Origin of the sequence: Methylocystis sp. SC2, assembly GCF_000304315.1 — a bacterium.
Lineage (GTDB): Bacteria > Pseudomonadota > Alphaproteobacteria > Rhizobiales > Beijerinckiaceae > Methylocystis.
Map to the genome: position 1 here is coordinate 1468078 of NC_018485.1, position 18228 is coordinate 1486305.

An 18228-nucleotide genomic window follows, 5' to 3' on the forward strand; every position below is an offset into this window, starting at 1 on the left:
GCATCGCGACGTCGCCGCTGCCTTGAAACAAGCAAGGCTCTCCTCTCGCGCCGACGTCAGGAGGAAACATATTCCATCGATTTGAATGTGAGATGCCGCACCCCTTCCGGCGCCGCGGCAATTTTTCGAATCGCGCCCCACGTCTGCTTGAAGTTCGGCACGAGCAGCTCGTTCACGCCGGGCGACGTCACGTTGCCCTGCGCCCCGCTCGGATAGCCGAACAGCATGAAGGTCTGCTTGCGCTTGGCGGTGGGAGTCGGATAGGCGATCGCCTGAGTCGAACCATTATCATTATAGATTTCGACAAGATCGCCGGCTTCGAGCTTCAACGCCGCCATGTCTTGCGGATTCATTTCGATGAAGGGGTAAGGCCAACGATCCATGACAAAGTCGTTCTGCTGATCGAGATAGGCGCTCTGCCAAATGTGATTGGTGCGGCCATTGTTGATGAGGAACGGCCATTTCCTGCGCTCGGCCCGCTTATCCGCGAGCTGCAAGCCGCGCCATTTTGTTGGCATAAAGACGGCCTTGCCGTCCGGCGCATCGAATTTGCCGTCTTCATATAGGCGCTTTGACCCAATAAGCTTGCCGTCCTCGAAAGCGACGGCGGGCTCTTGGAAGCCATTTACGCCCATCTCGCGCAGCCGCTCATAAGTGACGAAGCGTCCGCCCTTTTTGTGCTGATGGTAACCGTCCAAGAAGGCGTCTTCCTCGTTCTTCCAGTCGAACCCCTTGAATCGGTCGGCGTCTTGATTCTTGCCCTGTTCACGCAGCACACGCTCCATATTCTTGGCGATGCGCGCGGCGATCAGGCAGTCCGGCAAGGCCTGGCCCGGCGGGTCCATGTAGCGCTCGGTGAGCCGCATACGACGCTCGCCGTTCATCGAGGTCAGATTCATCTCGCCCGAGGTCGCCGCAGGCAGCCAGACGTGAGAGGCCTGACCGATTTGGCTTGGCACGATGTCGACGTCGACGGCGAAGAGTCCGCCCTTCTTGATCGCCGCGATGATATTCTTCACCAGGCGTGCGCGATCGCCGTATGGCGCGGACATGATCGCATCTTTCACGATGTCCGTGCGTTTCTTGTAGGCCTGCTTGAACTTGAACGCGTTCAGCGTCGTCTTATAGTGATCGCAGCCCCAGATGTGGTGTACGCCGCCCTTGCCCGCGATGAGAAGCTTGTCGACGTAGCGGGCCGGCCGCGGCCCCGGATAATCGGGCCGCACGTATCCTTCCTGATGGCCGCCCATGCGCACACAGCCGCCGCCCGGCCGGCCGATGTTTCCCGTCGCGAGCGCAAGGTTCACGAGCGCGCCGTTGGTGCGGTAATTGTCGTTGCCGAAGATCAAGCCCTTCTCATAGGCGAACATGGCGCGGCGCCGTTCGCCGCCGGCTTTAGGTTCGGCGATCCACGCCGCCGATTGGCGAATCTGGTCCACCGTCAGCCCTGTGATGTGCGCAGCTTCCTCGAGGCTCATCTTATTGGCGGCGCACGCCGCGTCGAAATTCCTGGTCGAAGCGGCGATGAACTCTCTGTCGATCCAGCCCTTCTCGGCGATATAGGCGAACCAGGCGTTAAGCAGCGCGAGATCCGTTCCTGGGTTGATCGCGAGATGCATCACGCGGTCCTTGCCCGCCTCAACCTCGCAGGCGTTCACCGTCACGCTTCGCCTTGGGTCGACGATGATGATACGGACAGGATCGTCTGGCGCCGATCCGAATTGAGCTTTCTTTTTTTCCGCCGTCGCGCCGCGCAGGTTGGGCAGCCAGTGATTGAGAAAATAATTGGTCTGCGTCTCGAGCGCGTTCGTGCCGACGGCGACGATCGTATCCGCAAGCTCCGCGTCCTCATAACAATTATTAAGCTCATCCACGCCCATGTCGCGGCTCGCATGGACTTCGGAATTATAGGCAGGGCGATTGTGAATGCGAATATTCTTGACCTTTAGCGCGCCGAAATACAGCTTGCCGACGCCCCAGTTGTTTTCGTAGCCGCCGCCGGCGCCGCCGTGATCGTAAGCCGAGACGAACAGGCCGTCCTCGCCCATGTCATTGATGACGCCCACGGTCACGCGGGCGACGAGATCGAGCGCATCGTCCCAGCTCGTCGGCTGCATCTGACCATAGCGCCAAACCATCGGATCGGTCAGACGCTGCAACTGCGTATTCCGCGCGCGCGAATAGCTCAACTCGGCCATACGGGCGCCGCGAGTCGAGGACAAACCAGAATTGGCGACGCAATCCTCGTCGGGCTTGATGACGAGATGCACGTCTTCGCCATTCTGGCGCACGATATTGTACATCGATGGGGCGTACCACGCCGCAGCCTCGGCCTGCTGCTGCATGGCGAGATCGACGCCGAACTTGTTCTTGCTCGGCGCGGCGCCGCCCTGCTTGTTGATCGGCCAAGTGTAGGCCTTGTAGCCGCACCCGACGATGCAATAGTGGCAGACGACGCTAAACTCCTTCGCGTCCCTTGGAACTATCGGGAGTCGATCGATCTGACGCTTGTAAGCCATCGCTTCGCCTCTCAGAGCACGTTGGACAGTCGGCCATAGAGAAGCTCATCGACGCCTTCCGCATAGATGTCGCCCTTGGCGTCAATGCGCAGGACATATTGCGGCAGATTTTGAGTGGCGTGACCCCAGATTTGCAGACCGCCGGCCTCGCAGTCGAAACGCGAAAAATGGGCCGGGCAATTGAATGTGCGATCATCGCCGCTGTAATCGAGCGGAAAGCCGCGATGCGGGCAGATCGTCGTGAACCCAACGATATCGCCATCGGGACCGACGCCATTTTGCGCGCGCTTGCCGAGCTTGAGCAGAACGCCCGGCGCGTCCTCGTCAGGATAAGCGACGCTCAACGGTTCATTGACCTTGAGATCGCGAATATTCGCAAGCCGGTTGGACGGGTATTCGACCAGAGCCTGCGCCTGGGCCGCTCGCGCGGGCCGCGCGGAAGGCGTCGCCGCGGCGGCGCCCGCGAGCGCAATGCTTTCAAGAAATCTTCGGCGACCGACGCCGGATGATGTGCTCTGTCTCTTCATCCGCTTTTCGCTTGTGTAGACCGCGGCAGATCATTTGTGCATGCCGCGTCAGACGGCGCGCTCATTGCCAGCCTATCAAGGCTGGATTTCGCGAACGGCCTGCAATCAACCCATGCCGTAATTTCGCTTCGAGAGTCGCCTGCCCACGCGATAGAGGGATCGAAACTTCTGTGATCGCCATGTCGTGCCATCTCGTTTGGGAAGCGCCGTAAGCCTGGTGGTGATCGATGGCGATGGCTATCGCTCAAGCGTCGGATTTGTGCCCGAGCCGGCTCCCGCGCCTGAACAACAAGCAGCTTCGATCGCTGGCGCAGGCTTCGCGCCGCAGCAGGGGGAGACCTCCCCCTTGATGGCGCTCGCGCGGAATCCCGCAAGCGCCGCGTCGTCGCCGTAAATCGTGCTTTCGCCGGTGGTCAGGAAGGACTCCCACAAAAGCCCCTGCGGGTCGGAGGTCCACGCCTTCTCGGATTTTGCGTAGCAGCAGGTCGTGGCGCCTTCTTCCAACACGGGTCGCTCTGCCTCTTGCAGGCGGCCATAGACTTCCTTCAGCTCTTCAGGCGTCTCGACCTCGATCCCAAGATGATCGACGCCCGCCTTTCCGCTGCGCGACGAAATCGCGAAGTTTACGCGCGGATCATCCAGCATCCATTTCGCGTAGTCGGGTTTGGCGACTGTCGGCTCAGATCCGAAAAGTGCGCGGTAAAAGCGGATCGACCCCGCAAGGTCATCAACGGATACGTGCACGTGCAGGCGTTTCATGACGTTTCTCTGACTGGCAAGTTGAAGGCGCGGCGGCGGCGCAAGAGGCGGTTGCGCCCTGGCAGCAATTCTCGGTCATGTAGGCGAGGAGCGCGTTCATGACCGGATAAGCCGCCGAGTAGATCAGCGATCGGCTTTCGCGCCGGAAAGTCACAAGGTCCGCGTGTTTGAGTTGGCTGAGGTGGAAAGACAGCGTCGCCGGCGGGAGCGCGAGCCGCTCGCCAATTTGGCCCGCGGCAAGCCCCTTAGGTCCGGCCTGCATGAGCAGCCGAAAAATATCGAGCCGAGTTTCGTGGCCGAGCGCGACAAGGGCGGCGATGGCGCCATGCTTTTCCATATTTCCAATATGATGGAAATATTTGCCGAGTCAAGCCAGCCGCAAGTTCCAGCTGTTGCCCGCGACAGCGGAATTCTTCAAAATTGCGCCATGTCAGCTTCCATTTGTTTGGAGTGAAATATGAGCTTCTCGGTTTGGTTGGCCTTCGCCGCCGCGTCTGTCGTCATGGGGTTGATCCCGGGACCGGGCGTCGCCGCGATCGTCGGTTACGCTCTCGGCTCGGGCCGCAAGACTGCGTTAGCGTCCGTCGCCGGCATGACGGTGGGGAACGCGATTGCGATGACGTTATCGCTTGTCGGCGTCGGCGCGCTACTCGCCGCCTCGGCGCTGGCGTTCTCGGCGCTCAAGTGGGTTGGCGCGTTATATCTGATTGTTCTCGGCCTCTACACATTCTTCAAAACCAGCCGCGCCACATCAGCAGAACTAAAGACCGACGCAATCTCTCCACGCACCGCATTTCTCGGGAACGTCGCCGTCGGCGTCTTTCACCCCAAGACCATCGTCTTTTACGTCACCTTCGTGCCCCAGTTCATCGATGCAAACGGTAGTTATCCGTTGCAGGCGGCGGTGCTCACGTTGACATTTTGCTTGATCGTGGCCGTAACAGACGCAGGTTACGCAGTGGCGGCTTCCGCAGCACGATCCTTGCTCTCCCGCTCTGATGTTGCGGTCTGGACGAAGCGCGCCAGTGGCGGCGTTCTTGTCGCCGCAGGAGTGGCGACGGCGGCGGCCAAGACGTGAGAACATCAGCAGCAACGCCCGTCGCAATTTTAAAGTTTCATGACAAACGCAGAAGCGGCAACGGCGCAAACCGCGCGTCGAGGCTGAGCGTAAATCGATCGACGTCGCAAGGAGGACTTCAGACCAGGAATGAAGTTTTGTTTTTGCTAGGAATTCAACGCGGGGAGCGCATTTCGAGCGTTTAGACGTCGGCGATGAGGTCTGCGAGATTCGGCGACTGATCAAAGTCGACGCTGGCTATCTGAACGGCGCCCGCATGATGCGTCCGACGCCGGACCGCTCCGTCGGCTGGCTCCGCCTGTCATCGCAACGACATATGCGCGACGGTGCTGACGCACGAACCCCTCCGATATGTAACGCCTTTGTGAAGCGGCGGTTCAGTGACGGATGGCGCGGTCATGCCGTTTACGCTGGGTGGTCTGCTTCAGAAAGGGCGATAGGAACGGTCCATCCGCCGACGAAGCTGTGAAGTTTTTACAGCCGTATTTTGGATTAATGTCGTGAGACGATGCGCAGCGATCCACAAGCTTGACTAAGCGGCGGACGTTCATCTAAATGTGCGAAATTTTTGCGTTTCAGCCTGGCCTGAACAGCGTCGCGTACGGGCGAATTCGTTTGTTAAACACCGTGGCTGCTTTGCGCCTCTTCACGCCCTTTGGCGCCTCAGTCCGAAATCGATCGGCTTTCGGTTCCGCCGCCCTGCGGCTGCAATGCCGCAGCGAATTGAAGAAATACGACATCAAGGAGGATTTATGACCGTCTTCGGAAATGCTAGTCGGCTAGTCTCTGTAGCTGCAGTCCTGGGAATCATGCTCGCCTCTCAGGGCGCTTTTGCGCAGGGTGCAAAGTCGGTCCAATTTGGATGCGATGCGCCCAAGGGGCACATTTGCCACTTCATGCTGTCTTTCGGATCGGGAATGGGCGCAAAAAGCTTCACCGTAGGAGGCGGCTTGCGCACGGTGGTCGCCAATGTCGTGCCGAATATCGACAGCTACATGGTCGCGATTGATCGCGATCCGCCGTCAAACCCTGAACAATGCGGCGTCCAATTTCCGTGCAAGCGGGTTTTCGTCAACGCCAGCTATAACAACTAGCTGCCAGCTCGGCCGAGCCAAGCGAGTTCAGCTTTGACGCCGTCGCCTTCTCGGGCGCTCGAGGGCGGAGTTAGCTTTCGTCGATCCGCTTGTTCTTGCGACAACTCGCGCGCGCTTGGGCCGAGTCCTGACCCCTTCCCACGCGGCGCATTCTAGAGCAATGCGCAACAGGATCGGTGGCGTGCGCCGTCGAACTTGATCAGGTTGCCTGGGCGCATTTCGCATCCCTGGCGCCAAGGCCGGTTCGTGGGTCGTCGCATAGCCCGCGTCTCTCCGAGTCCTGCGAAGCCACTGAGCGCGGAAATGAGAAAACAAGCACTATGCTGCGGCCGCTCCGAATAGGCATAACGATCGGGTTGTCGTCTCCGAACGAAAGCCTCTGGATCAATGGCATCAAGCAGAATGCGTTGTTCCTCGCGAAACTGTTTCAAAGCTCGCCCTTAAACCATGACGTCGTGCTGTTGAACACGACCAATGTGCGTCCCGATTCACGAACAGAATGGGACATGCGCGCGTTCCCTACCGTTCAGATTGACCAATATTCCCGCGATCTCGATGTATTAATCGAGCTTGGCGGGCAGATATCCGATGCGCAAACGCAGCGGCACAAGGCGAAAGGCGGAAAGCTTGTCAGCTACTGCTGCGGTCCTGAATATGTTCAGAACATCGAGGCGATCATCTTCGAACGACGGCTGTGGGATAGCATCTTCGTCAACGCCGATTACGACGAGCTTTGGGTCATCCCTCAAGTCGCCGAATCGTCCTTGCACTTTTTGCAGACGTTCAGGCGATGCCCGGCGCGCGTCGTTCCCTTCGTATGGGATCCCATGGCGTTGACGTCCATCGCGTCAGGCTACGCTTTTGGCGGCGAGTATCGGCCATCCGGCCGACCGAAACGGCTCACGGTGATCGAACCGAACATCGATGTGTTGAAATTCTGCCTCTACCCGATCTTGATCGCGGAGCAGGCTTTCAGGCGGGAGCCTGACGCGATCGGTTTCCTGCATGTCGCGAACGCGGATCATTTTGTGCATCGCGACACCGAGTTTGCGGGCTTGATGCGGCATCTCGACATCGTCAAGGCGAACAAGGCGAGCTTCATCGGTCGGGTGAAGACTCCAGCATTCCTCGCGGAATACACCGATATCGTCATCTCGCATCAGTGGGGCCTGCCGCTCAACTACTTCTACTTGGAATGCTGCTGGCAGGGCTATCCGCTCATTCACAACGCCGAACTCGTCAAGGACCTCGGCTACTATTATCCCGGTAACGACGTGGCCGTCGCGACTGAGTCGCTCGTCCGCGCGCTCCGCCAACACGATGAAGCTTGGGAGGCGTATCGCGACGAACAGCGCGCTGGGATCCAGAAATTTCTTGCGGTGAATCCGGAATTGGTCGCGCAATACGACAATCTGCTGTTCGAGCTCTGCGGGTAAGCGACTTCGCGCGCTGAGCGAAGACCAAACTGCATGTTCTTGCGCGTCGCTTGCAGGCGCCATGCAGCCTATTATTGCTTAGCATCGTCGACCAGCTCGAGCAGCGCCGCGCTGTAGGCGGCGACATTGCGCTCGCTGCAAGGATCGAGTTTCGCGAGAAATTGGCTGGCCTTCGCCCGGTATGTCGCGAGCGACCGATCATGCTCTTGATGGGCTTGCAACAGCGCGAGGGCGCCGTCCTCGCAATCATAATCGCCATATCTGTAGCCGCAGTCGTCCAGGAACGTCGAATTGTGAATGAGCGCGTAACCGCCGAATAACGCCTCGTAATACAAGTAGTTTTGGCCGTTGTGCCAATGATGGGAGACGATAGCGTCTGCTTGGCCGGGAAGGACTTCGAATATCGGCAGCCGCGGCTCGAAGGTCGCGAGGCCATGGTTGACGAGATCGAGACTGCGCGCAAATCCGATGAAGCCATGATGCTCCTTGAGCTTCATGGCGTTGTAGACGCGCAGGTATTCGACGAATTGCCGATCGCGTCGGTAAGCGGCGTCGCACAGCAGCATCGGCAAATGACAGGTCTTCACCGAACAGATGTTCGGCTCCAAGATCGCAAGGCGCCACCTGCGTTGGCCAGGGCTATAAAAAAACGAGTCGATCTTGCCGCCCTTGTTGAGCGCCTGCTCAAGGAAAAACGGGCTCCACAAATGTTGCATCACGCTTACCCGCGCGCGGAAGCCATATTCGTAATAGGCTGCGCAGGTCTTTTCGAAGGCGGGAAGAGTCCAGATGACGTCATAGGGCGCGCCGGACATCAGCACGCCGTGGGGCAGCCCGTACATCATGCGCTCGACGTCGATGATGTGATCATTGGCGACGTGCATACCGACGATTTTTCCGCCGCGGGAACGAAATTCTCTGCCCCAATCCGGGTTTAGCTGCGCGCTCAATTCGATGACGACGTCGAGAGCCTCCATCGCCTCGCCGAGATCGATGATCGGCGCAGGAGAAGATGCGACGAAATCCCCCTGCGTCTTGGGGTCGCCTGGCCCTCCGTTCACGACGAAGCATTGCGCGACAAGAGGCGATCGCTTGAGCAGCAGCATCAGGAAGTAACAATTTTGAAAGATGCCGTTTTCCCAGATGGATTGCTGGTCGTCGCGAATGTAGAGCGTGACGCCGACGCGCAGCTTTCGCTTGGCGCTGTGCGGGTCGAGAGTAAGTTCGGGTAAGATCATTGCAACGTGCCCTTGGAGCGCGTCCTGATCCCATGGACTCATGTGATCGATAGGGAATCGCCCGACATCAAAATCATGGAGCAGGTCCACGAAAAAGCCCGGTCAGCTTTCCGAGCCAGCTCTAATGCGTCGCGACAGGGTAGCGAATTCGCGATTCGATCGGCAAGGGCGCGCTAAGCCCCAAGGCGGCGCGCGCGTCGACGGAAGGCGCGAAGGGGCGGCGCACCTTGGACTCCTTGGCGACGTTGGACGGCTCTCGCCCTAATGAGAAATCCGAATTCCGCCGGCGGGAAGCGTTTGTTGCGGTTGTCGGAGAAAGATCTGGAGGCCACGGGCGCTGCGAAAGACCAAAGCTCACGGCTGAGATTTCACCGAAACGATCAAAAGCGACCATAGTCGCGCGGACAGGATTGATCCAATGACGACGCCCGGAGCGGCCGTCATGTCTTCATCGCCCATCGCGACTCGATCATCGTCAAACGCTCTGAAGCTTGAGCGTGGTCATAAAGGTCATTAACCTTGCGGCACATGCACAGCGAGATGTGCTGGGTCCTAAATACATGAAACAATGTAATTATTAGGATTTCATTTGGACAAACATTGACTGTGGTACTTTCGTAACAGTATTCTGAAATTCGTTATTGTGAACCTGTAGACAATTGCAGCGCCAGCTCTCCCTTTTGTAAAGCAACGCGTACCGGGGGAACTCCGATCCGGGGTTGGCGTTTGGCCAAGTAGAGGGAGAATTCCCACGCGCGACGCGACACGATACGAGCGCTTGACCGGCGAGCGCGCCATTCGCGTGGCGGTTACGGGCGATTCGGCGCCTGGCGCGCGGGCGCGACGGCGTGTGCTCGCGATTTTGCGCAAGGCCTTCCGTGTTTTGGGCTTCAAGCGCCGATCGATCGGCCGGCTCGGCGGCCGCGGCGTGGCGATAAGCGACGTGCTGGCGTTTCTTGGACTCGGCGGGGACCACGGCTCGCGCGCAATCCGTTCGAACGCGGGCGGTCGGGCCTCCGCTCGCCGCTGGTCGACGTCCTTATCTTGGCGATCGACGCCGGCCTTCTCGAAAGCTGTCCTCGGTTCGCTGGTTTTTACGAGTTCGAGTCTTGTTCTGAACATACAGAATGCAGACGCCACCGATCTTACCGGCGCGTTTTTTTGCGCCAACGCCAATACGCGACAGACATATTTCCGAAATAATACTGGCTTTACCAATAACCTCTCGGGCCCGTGCACGTTTGATAATCCGGGGTTTGTTCCGGGCACCAATACCTATGCATTGGTAGGGTCCGCCGGCGTGACCGCCAATGGAACTGGTGCGGTATTTAATAATTCGACCGCTCAGATTTTGCTTTTTCCGGGTGGAACGTCGACGTCAGCCCTGACTCTCGCCGGCGGCACGGACTCGATCACCTCAGCGGCGGGGGTGACGATTTCCGGCGTCGCCGCTCAGGCGCTGTCGCCGACGAGCACCTATGCCGTGAACGGCGGTCAGCTCTATTCCGTTTCCACGAGTCTATCGACCGGCCTCTCGACGACCAACAGCACTGTGACGGCGCTATCGACCTCCGCATCCAGCGGCGTCGCCTCGCTGTCTTCGGGTCTCTCGACGACGAACAGCAGCGTGACGGCGTTGTCGACCTCCGCGTCCAGCGGCGTCGCCTCGCTGTCTTCGGGTCTCTCGACGACGAACAGCAGCGTGACGGCGTTGTCGACCTCCGCGTCGAGCGGCGTCGCGTCCCTGTCGACCGGTCTGTCAACGACGAACAGCAATGTCGCCTCGCTGTCGACATCCGCGTCCAGCGGCGTCGCCTCCCTCTCGACTGGTCTCTCGACGACCAACAGCAACGTAGCGTCGCTGTCGACCTCCGCGTCGAGCGGCGTGGCTTCGCTGTCGACCGGACTTTCGACCACCAACAGCAATGTGACGGCGCTGTCGACTTCGGCATCGAGCGGCCTCAGCACGGCGCAGTCGGGCGTCGCCTCGCTGTCAACTGGCCTCTCGACGACGAACAGCAATGTAGCGTCGCTGTCGACTTCGACATCGACGGGACTCAGCACGGCTCAGAGCGGCGTCGCCTCGCTGTCGACCGGCCTCTCGACGACGAACAGCGATCTGGCGACCCTGTCGACTTCGACATCGACGGGACTCAGCACCGTGCAAAGCGGCGTCGCCTCACTGTCTACGGGCGTCAGCACGGCGCAGTCGGGCGTCGCCTCGCTGTCAACCGGCCTCTCGACGACAAACAGCAATGTGACGACTCTGTCGACTTCGGCATCGAGCGCCTCAGCACGGCGCAGGAGCGGCGTCGCCTCGCTGTCGACCGGCCTCTCGACGACGAACAGCAATTTGACGGCGCTGTCGACTTCGGCGTCTAGCGGCGTCGCCTCGCTGTCGACGGGCCTCTCGACAACGAACAGCAATGTGACGGCGTTGTCGACCTCCGCATCGACTGGCCTCTCGACGACGAATAGCAATGTGACGGCGCTGTCGAGTTCCGCTTCGAGCGGCGTCGCTTCGCTGTCTTCGGGTCTCTCGACCACGAACAGCAATGTGGCAACCCTATCGACGTCTGCTTCGAGCGGTGTCGCGTCCCTGTCGACCGGACTCTCGACAACGAACAGCAGTGTGACGGCGCTGTCGACCTCCGCTTCGAGCGGCCTCAGCACGGCTCAGAGCGGCGTCGCCTCACTCTCGACTGGCCTTTCGACAACGAACAGCAATGTGACGGCGCTGTCGAGCTCGGCGTCGAGCGGCGTCGCCTCACTGTCTTCTGGCCTATCGACGACCAACAGCAGCGTGACGGCGCTGTCGACCTCCGCTTCGAGCGGCGTCGCCTCACTGTCAACCGGTCTCTCGACGACAAACAGCGATCTGGCGACCCTGTCGACTTCGACATCGACTGGACTCAGCACGGTGCAAAGCGGCGTCGCGTCCCTGTCCACCGGACTCTCGACCACGAACAGCAATGTGACTGCGCTGTCGACTTCCGCTTCGAGCGGCGTCGCCTCGCTGTCGACTGGCCTGTCGACGACCAACAGCAATGTCTCGGCGCTGTCGAGCTCGGCATCGAGCGGCGTCGCCTCGCTGTCTTCGGGTCTCTCGACCACGAACAGCAACGTCTCTGCGCTGTCGACCTCGGCGTCGAGCGGCGTCGCCTCACTCTCGACTGGCCTATCGACGACGAACAGCACTGTGACGGCGTTGTCGACATCCGCCTCCAGCGGCGTCGCCTCACTGTCGACCGGCCTCTCGACGACGAACAGCGAACTGGCGACTCTCTCGACTTCCACGTCGACCGGACTTTCGACGACCAACAGCAATGTCTCGGCTTTGTCGAGCTCGGCATCGAGCGGCGTCGCCTCGCTGTCTTCGGGTCTCTCGACCACGAACAGCAACGTCTCTGCGCTGTCGACCTCGGCGTCGAGCGGCGTCGCCTCACTCTCGACTGGCCTATCGACGACGAACAGCACTGTGACGGCGTTGTCGACATCCGCCTCCAGCGGCGTCGCTTCGCTGTCGACTGGCCTCTCGACGACGAACAGCGAACTGGCGACTCTCTCGACTTCCACGTCGACCGGACTTTCGACGACCAACAGCAATGTCTCGGCTTTGTCGAGCTCGGCTTCGAGCGGCGTCGCCTCGCTGTCGACCGGACTTTCGACCACCAACAGCAATGTGACGGCGCTGTCGACCTCCGCATCCAGCGGCGTGGCTTCGCTGTCGACGGGCCTCTCGACAACGAATAGCAATGTCACGGCGCTGTCGACATCCGCCTCCAGCGGCGTCGCCTCGCTGTCTTCTGGGCTGTCAACGACGAACAGCAATGTAGCGTCGCTGTCCACCTCCACGTCCAGCGGTATGTCCTCTTTGTCGACCGGCCTGTCGACGACGAATAGCGATCTGGCGACTCTCTCGACTTCCACGTCTACCGGCCTCAGCACGGCTCAGAGCAGCGTCGCCTCTTTGTCCACCGGCCTATCGACGACCAACAGCAGCGTGACGGCGCTGTCGACCTCCGCGTCCAGTGGCGTGGCCTCGCTCTCGTCCGGCCTCTCGACGACAAACAGCAGTGTGACGGCGCTGTCGAGCTCGGCGTCGTCCGGCGTCGCTTCGCTGTCTTCTGGGCTGTCAACGACGAACAGCAATGTAGCGTCGCTGTCGACCTCCGCGTCCAGCGGCGTCGCTTCGCTATCGACTGGGCTGTCGACGACCAATAGCGATCTGGCGACTCTCTCGAATTCCACGTCGACCGGCCTCAGCACGGCTCAGAGCGGCGTGGCCTCGCTTTCCACCGGTCTCTCGACGACGAACAGCAATGTGGCGACGCTATCGACCTCCGCGTCGAGCGGCATGGCCTCGCTCTCGACCGGCCTCTCGACCACGAACAGCACTGTGACAGCGCTGTCGACCTCGGCTTCGAGCGGCGTGGCTTCGCTTTCGACCGGTCTCTCGACGACCAATAGCGATCTGGCGACTCTCTCGACTTCCACGTCTACCGGCCTCAGCACGGCTCAGAGTGGCGTCGCCTCTTTGTCCACCGGCCTCTCTACGACCAACAGCAATGTCACGGCGCTGTCTACCTCCGCGTCCAGCGGCGTGGCCTCGCTGTCTTCTGGGCTGTCAACGACGAACAGCAATGTAGCGTCGCTGTCGACATCCGCCTCCAGCGGCATCGCCTCGCTGTCAACCGGTCTCTCGACGACCAACAGCGATCTGGCGACTCTCTCGACTTCCACGTCTACCGGCCTCAGCACGGCTCAGAGCGGCGTCGCCTCACTGTCGACCGGCCTCTCGACAACGAACAGCAATGTCACGGCGCTGTCGACCTCCGCATCCAGCGGCGTCGCCTCACTCTCGACGGGCGTCAGCACGGCGCAGTCGGGCGTCGCCTCGCTGTCAACCGGTCTCTCCACGACGAACAGCAATGTCTCTGCGCTGTCGACCTCCGCGTCCAGCGGCGTCGCTTCGCTGTCGACGGGGCTCTCGACGACCAACAGCAATGTGACGGCGCTGTCGACATCCGCGTCCAGTGGCGTCGCCTCGCTTTCGACCGGCCTCTCTACGACGAACAGCAATGTCACGGCGCTGTCGACCTCTACGTCGAGCGGCGTCGCCTCATTATCCTCGGGCCTCAGCACCGCTCAGAGCGGCGTCGCCTCTCTCTCAACTGGCCTCTCGACAACGAACAGCAATGTGACGGCGCTTTCGACATCCGCGTCCAGTGGCGTCGCCTCGCTTTCGACCGGCCTCTCTACGACGAACAGCAATGTCACGGCGCTGTCGACTTCCACGTCGACGATCCTCAGCACGGCGCAGTCAGGCGTCGCTTCACTGTCCACCGGCCTTTCGACGACAAACAGCAGCGTGACGGCGCTGTCGACATCCGCTTCGAGCGGCCTCGCTTCGCTCTCGACCGGCGTCTCGACGACCAACAGCAATGTGGCGACGCTGTCGAGCTCTATGTCCACCGGCCTTTCGACGACAAACAGCACCGTGACGTCGCTGTCGACCTCGGCGTCCACCGGCGTCGCTTCGCTTTCGACGGGCGTCAGCACGGCGCAGTCGGGCGTCGCCTCGCTGTCGACCGGCCTCTCCACGACCAACAGCAGCGTCTCCTCGCTGAGCACCACGGTGTCGGCGCTGGCGAGCGGGACATTCGGGCCGGTGGTCGTGGGTAGTTCCACGTCGCAAACGCAATCGACGGCGACAGGCACGGGCGCGGTCGGCGGCGGCGACGGGTCGGAAGCGAATGGTACGGGCGCGGTGGCGATCGGGTTGAACCAGGTGTCCAACGGCAACGGCGCTGTAGCGATCGGAGATCCGAACTCGGCCACAGGCACGGGCGCGGTGGCGATCGGCGCGAATAACATTGCGACCGGCGATGGCGCGCTGGCGACCGGCAACGGCAATTTCGCCAGCGGACAGGGCGCGATCGCGGCCGGCAACAATAGCGTGGCGAAAGGCGCCAGCGCCATCGCCATGGGCGACACGGCCAGCGCCTCGGCGGACAATGCCATTGCATTCGGCGCCGGCGCGAGCGCAACCGGCGCGAATTCGGTCGCGATCGGCTCGGGAAGCATCGCGTCGCAGGCGGACACGGTGTCGGTCGGCGCAGTCGGCGCCGAGCGGATGATCGTGAACGTCGCGGCGGGTTCGCTCGGCGCGGGCTCGACCAATGCCGTCAACGGCGCCCAGATGAACGCATTGGGGACGAGCGTGGCGGCGGGGCTCGGCGGAGGCGCGGCGTTCAATACGCAGACCGGTTCGCTCTCGGCGCCGAACTACACGATCCTCGGCACGAGCTATAACAACGCCGGCTCGGCCTTCGCCGCGGTGGATGCGGCGCTGTCGGGCCTCTATTCCGCCACCCTGCAAATCGGGCAGGACTTGAACAAGGTTCGGCGCGAGGAGCGTGGCGGCATCGCCGCGACCGCCGCAATGCCTGCTGCGCCGATGCCCTCGGCGGCGGGCAGGACAAGCTGGGTTGGCAACGTGGCCTGGTTCAAGGATCAGGCCGGCATAGGCTTTAGTTTCGCGCATCGTCTGGACGTGAATATGCCGATCGCGATCACCGGCGCCGTCGGCGTGTCGCCTGGGACGTCGAACTTCGTCGGCCGCGGCGGTCTAATGGGAGAATTCTGATCTTCAAAATTCCGCATGCGCGCGGGCGCCGCACGAAAAGGCCTTCGGTCGTTCTGAGCAAAGGCGCCCATTCCTTTTTCGAGAGCTGTTGAGGAAACATGCGGAGAATGGCGCGCGCGTCGTATCCGACGGATCTGCGCGCATCGCCTTCAGAGAGTCCTTCAAGAATTTGCGTGGTGACTCCAAAGCTTGATGTTCCCCGCGGGCGTCTCCAATGTCCTTGATTGAAGCGTTAAAGGGGGAATGGAATGCGGGTTGGCCTTTCGGTCTTGACGCGCGCAGGTCAGAGCCTGTGGGAGAACGGCATCGGCCAAAATGTGGTGTTTTTGGCGGATCTCCTGAAGAACGCTCCACTCGTCGAGGGCGTGTGCCTGCTCGATTGCGGAGATCAGGGCGCGCTCCCGGGAGACGCGCCTGCTGAATTTCGCTCCCTGCCGCTCATTCCGCTCGGCAGCGCCGGAGATGTCGTCGACGTCGCGATCGAAATCGCTGGCGGGCTCGATATCGAGTGGGTGAGACGATTCCGTGCGCGCGGCGGAAAGATCGTGTGCCATATCTGCGGTCAGCCCTATGCGGCGCTCGTTGAATTTTCAGTCTTCGATCGTTCGGGATACTGGGGCGACCCGACTCGAGCGGATGAAGTTTGGATTCTGCCGAAGGACCGCGCCTTCGCCCCGATGTTGCGGAGCATGCACCGCTGCCCGGTCGAGATCGTGCCCTACCTCTGGGCGCCAAACGTGCTTGAGGATTCGATTACGAAGGCGCGCTCGGAGGGACTTGAGTTCGGTTATCGTCCCGGCCCTGGCGGCGTGAAAAGCGGCGCGCGCATCGGAATTTTTGAGCCGAACTTGTCGCCGATCAAGACATGCGTCATCAGCGCGATGATTTGCGATGCGCTCAATCGTGAAGCGGGCCCTGTCGTGGAGAGCGTGAATCTATATAATGGCGCCCACATGCAGGGGCAAACCACCTTTGATTTTTTCCGTCATTCCTTATCGTTGCACGATGAGAACAAGATCGCTGTCCATGGGCGGGAATATTTCGTTAGGGCGATGTCTAGATCTTGCAACGTTGTCATCAGTCATCAGTTGCAATGCGAACAAAACTATCTGTACCTTGATGCGCTATACGGCGATTATCCGCTCGTTCATAATTCTCCGCTCTTTGCGCATGTCGGATATTATTTTGAAGATTGCGATATCACGGAGGGAGTAAATCAACTGCGGCGCGCCTGCCTGACTCACGATGAGAATCTCGAGCGCTATCGCGCGCGCGCGCGCGCCGAGATGGATCGTTTGAGCCCTCACAACCCCGCCAACGCCGCGGCGTATGTTCGTAGGCTGATCGCGCTGAAAAGCGAATCTTGAGCATCGCCCGCGCAGCGGACCGGAGACGCCGATTACGTTAGCGCAGGGAACGCCGCAGCAGGTTTCAGGCGCGGCGCGATCCGCGGCGGAGCGAGGCGGAGGCGCGCCGAGCCGCATGTTAACGCGCGCCGACGGCGGCGAGGCGCTTGCGCTCGTTGGCCGAGTCAGCGCATTCGTACAGTCAGCTGCAACTTGACGGCGCCCGCCTGGAAGGCGCGGCGGCGATCGAGTAAAACGACGTCCTGTCGATTTTGACCAACTCGGAAGCAGGATACGGCCAATGGCCCTGGAGAGTCCTCGCGGCGCGTGGAAAGGCTTTATCGCGGTCGCTGTCGCCGCCGCGACGCTATTCGCCGCGACGATGTTCCTTTTCAGGGCGGAAAGCGCGCCGATCAGGGTCGGCATCCTGCACTCGCGCTCTGGGCCGATGGCGATCAGCGAAAATTCAATGGTCGACGCGGAGCTGCTCGCGATCGAGGAGATCAACGCCAAGGGCGGCTTACTGGGACGCAAGATTCAGCCGATCATCGCCGACGGCAAATCCGATTGGCCGACCTTCGCGAAAGAGGCCGAGCGCCTGATCACACAGGAAAACGTTTCCGTGATCTTCGGATGCTGGACCTCCGCCAGCCGCAAGACGGTCGCGCCCATCATCGAAAAATATGGCCAGCTCTTAGTCTATCCTATGGCCTATGAGGGACTCGAACAGTCTCCCAACATCATCTACACGGGCGCGGCGCCCAATCAGCAGGTCATTCCCGCGATCAAATGGAGCCTCGACCACATTGGGAAGAGATTCTACTTGATCGGCTCAGATTATGTTTGGCCGCACAGCATCAACGAAATCATGAAGGACACTATTCGCGCGCTTGGCGCCGAGCTCGTGGGCGAAGACTATATTTTCTTTGGCAGCGCCAACGTCTCTCGGGCGGTCCAAAAAATCAAGCTGGCGCAGCCGGATGTTATTATCAGTTCGGTCGTGGGCGATTCGAACAAGGCGTTCTATCAGGCGCTGACCGACGCTGGGCTTTCCGCGGATAAATTGCCGGTCGTCTCGGTCAGCATCGGCGAGGAGGAGCTTCGCAGCCTACCGATCGCCAGCCTCCAAGGCCATTACAGCGCCTGGAGCTATTTCGAGGCGATCAAGACGCCGGAGAACGAGCGGTTCGTTCGCGCCTTTCGTGAACGATATGGCCCCAACCGTGTGACGGGCGACGTTATTGCGACCTCATACTTCAGCGTCATTTTATGGGCGAAGGCGGTCGAGGAGGCGCAGTCCTTCGACGTTCGGAGGGTCAAACGCACCATGCTGACGGAGACCCTCGATGCGCCCGAAGGTCTGGTGTCGGTTGATCCTTACACGCAGCATACGTGGCGGTCTTTCTCTGTCGGTAAAATTCAAACTGACGGCCGGATCGAGCTTGTCTGGACGATCGATCGTCCAATCCGTCCCGTGCCCTATCCGCCGACTCGCACGAAAGCCGAGTGGGAGGAATTTCTGACCGCCTTGTACAACAGATGGGGCGGCAGATGGGCGAATCCGACAGAGGCGGACTGATCC

At 60.7% G+C, this 18228-nt stretch carries 21 protein-coding genes; 8 read left to right on the forward strand and 13 right to left on the reverse strand.

All coding sequences use genetic code 11. The features are described 5' to 3' along the window. Positions 1–56: 56 nt before the first annotated feature. The 4 genes from BN69_RS07045 to BN69_RS07060 all read right to left on the reverse strand — a co-directional run bounded on the left by BN69_RS07045 (position 57) and on the right by BN69_RS07060 (position 4067). The gene (locus tag BN69_RS07045; RefSeq protein WP_014890882.1) at positions 57–2519 is read right to left on the reverse strand and encodes an arsenate reductase (azurin) large subunit; all 2463 of its coding nucleotides are present in this window, start codon (positions 2517–2519) and stop codon (positions 57–59) included. 11 nt (positions 2520–2530) lie between these two features. Continuing rightward, positions 2531–3046, reverse strand: coding sequence for an arsenate reductase (azurin) small subunit (locus tag BN69_RS07050; RefSeq protein ID WP_014890883.1), 516 nt, complete (start codon positions 3044–3046; stop codon positions 2531–2533). A 237-nt stretch (positions 3047–3283) separates the two neighbouring features. Continuing rightward, complete coding sequence (locus tag BN69_RS07055) at positions 3284–3805, reverse strand: ArsI/CadI family heavy metal resistance metalloenzyme (RefSeq protein WP_014890884.1); 522 nt, start codon at positions 3803–3805, stop codon at positions 3284–3286. After that, positions 3774–4067 (reverse strand): ArsR/SmtB family transcription factor, encoded by a 294-nt coding sequence (locus BN69_RS07060; protein ID WP_244435084.1) that lies wholly within the window; start codon positions 4065–4067, stop codon positions 3774–3776. Before BN69_RS07060 ends, BN69_RS07055 begins: the two co-directional genes overlap by 32 nt. Between BN69_RS07060 and BN69_RS19735 the strand changes: the two genes are divergently transcribed. The 5 genes from BN69_RS19735 to BN69_RS07075 all read left to right on the forward strand — a co-directional run bounded on the left by BN69_RS19735 (position 3969) and on the right by BN69_RS07075 (position 7413). Then, on the forward strand, positions 3969–4259 hold the full coding sequence (locus BN69_RS19735; protein ID WP_244435104.1) for a hypothetical protein: 291 nt from the start codon (positions 3969–3971) through the stop codon (positions 4257–4259). The two genes, BN69_RS07060 and BN69_RS19735, sit on opposite strands and share 99 nt — an antisense overlap. A 3-nt stretch (positions 4260–4262) precedes the next feature. After that, positions 4263–4883, forward strand: a complete 621-nt coding sequence (locus BN69_RS07065; RefSeq protein WP_014890886.1) for a LysE family translocator — start codon at positions 4263–4265, stop codon at positions 4881–4883. Between the two features lie 555 nt (positions 4884–5438). After that, on the forward strand, positions 5439–5639 hold the full coding sequence (locus BN69_RS19080; RefSeq protein WP_014890887.1) for a hypothetical protein: 201 nt from the start codon (positions 5439–5441) through the stop codon (positions 5637–5639). After that, on the forward strand, positions 5636–5977 hold the full coding sequence (locus tag BN69_RS19415; protein ID WP_158491299.1) for a hypothetical protein: 342 nt from the start codon (positions 5636–5638) through the stop codon (positions 5975–5977). The genes BN69_RS19080 and BN69_RS19415 overlap by 4 nt, the downstream gene beginning before the upstream one ends. Before the next feature lie 320 nt (positions 5978–6297). After that, entirely contained in the window at positions 6298–7413 is a 1116-nt protein-coding gene (locus BN69_RS07075) for a DUF2827 domain-containing protein (protein ID WP_014890888.1), read from the forward strand. Between the two features lie 71 nt (positions 7414–7484). Here BN69_RS07075 and BN69_RS07080 read toward each other — a convergent pair whose 3' ends face one another. The 9 genes from BN69_RS07080 to BN69_RS19760 all read right to left on the reverse strand — a co-directional run bounded on the left by BN69_RS07080 (position 7485) and on the right by BN69_RS19760 (position 14342). Further along, positions 7485–8651, reverse strand: a complete 1167-nt coding sequence (locus BN69_RS07080; RefSeq protein WP_014890889.1) for a DUF2827 domain-containing protein — start codon at positions 8649–8651, stop codon at positions 7485–7487. A 1500-nt stretch (positions 8652–10151) separates the two neighbouring features. Continuing rightward, complete coding sequence (locus BN69_RS19635; protein WP_014890892.1) at positions 10152–10715, reverse strand: hypothetical protein; 564 nt, start codon at positions 10713–10715, stop codon at positions 10152–10154. Positions 10716–10718: 3 nt separating this feature from the next. Next, positions 10719–11324 (reverse strand): hypothetical protein, encoded by a 606-nt coding sequence (locus BN69_RS19640; protein WP_014890893.1) that lies wholly within the window; start codon positions 11322–11324, stop codon positions 10719–10721. Between the two features lie 3 nt (positions 11325–11327). Beyond that, the gene (locus BN69_RS19645) at positions 11328–12581 is read right to left on the reverse strand and encodes a hypothetical protein (protein WP_014890894.1); all 1254 of its coding nucleotides are present in this window, start codon (positions 12579–12581) and stop codon (positions 11328–11330) included. Positions 12582–12602: 21 nt separating this feature from the next. Beyond that, positions 12603–12902 carry a hypothetical protein gene (locus tag BN69_RS19740; RefSeq protein WP_014890895.1) on the reverse strand — a complete coding sequence of 100 codons (300 nt, stop codon included), beginning with the start codon at positions 12900–12902 and terminating at the stop codon, positions 12603–12605. Between the two features lie 21 nt (positions 12903–12923). Next, positions 12924–13148, reverse strand: coding sequence for a hypothetical protein (locus BN69_RS19745; protein WP_014890896.1), 225 nt, complete (start codon positions 13146–13148; stop codon positions 12924–12926). A 21-nt stretch (positions 13149–13169) separates the two neighbouring features. Further along, positions 13170–13394: a hypothetical protein gene (locus BN69_RS19750; RefSeq protein WP_014890897.1), complete on the reverse strand. Its 225-nt coding sequence runs from the start codon at positions 13392–13394 to the stop codon at positions 13170–13172. A 21-nt stretch (positions 13395–13415) separates the two neighbouring features. Then, positions 13416–13796, reverse strand: coding sequence for a hypothetical protein (locus tag BN69_RS19755; protein WP_014890898.1), 381 nt, complete (start codon positions 13794–13796; stop codon positions 13416–13418). Positions 13797–13799: 3 nt separating this feature from the next. Then, a complete protein-coding gene (locus BN69_RS19760) occupies positions 13800–14342 on the reverse strand; it encodes a hypothetical protein (RefSeq protein WP_244435056.1) in 543 nt (180 codons plus the stop codon). Here BN69_RS19760 and BN69_RS19765 point away from each other — a divergent pair. The 3 genes from BN69_RS19765 to BN69_RS07115 all read left to right on the forward strand — a co-directional run bounded on the left by BN69_RS19765 (position 14290) and on the right by BN69_RS07115 (position 18225). Continuing rightward, complete coding sequence (locus tag BN69_RS19765) at positions 14290–15300, forward strand: hypothetical protein (RefSeq protein ID WP_244435057.1); 1011 nt, start codon at positions 14290–14292, stop codon at positions 15298–15300. The genes BN69_RS19760 and BN69_RS19765 overlap by 53 nt on opposite strands. 248 nt (positions 15301–15548) lie before the next feature. Then, positions 15549–16667, forward strand: a complete 1119-nt coding sequence (locus tag BN69_RS07110) for a DUF2827 domain-containing protein (RefSeq protein WP_014890901.1) — start codon at positions 15549–15551, stop codon at positions 16665–16667. 280 nt (positions 16668–16947) lie between these two features. After that, positions 16948–18225: an urea ABC transporter substrate-binding protein gene (locus BN69_RS07115; protein WP_014890902.1), complete on the forward strand. Its 1278-nt coding sequence runs from the start codon at positions 16948–16950 to the stop codon at positions 18223–18225. Positions 18226–18228: the final 3 nt, after the last annotated feature.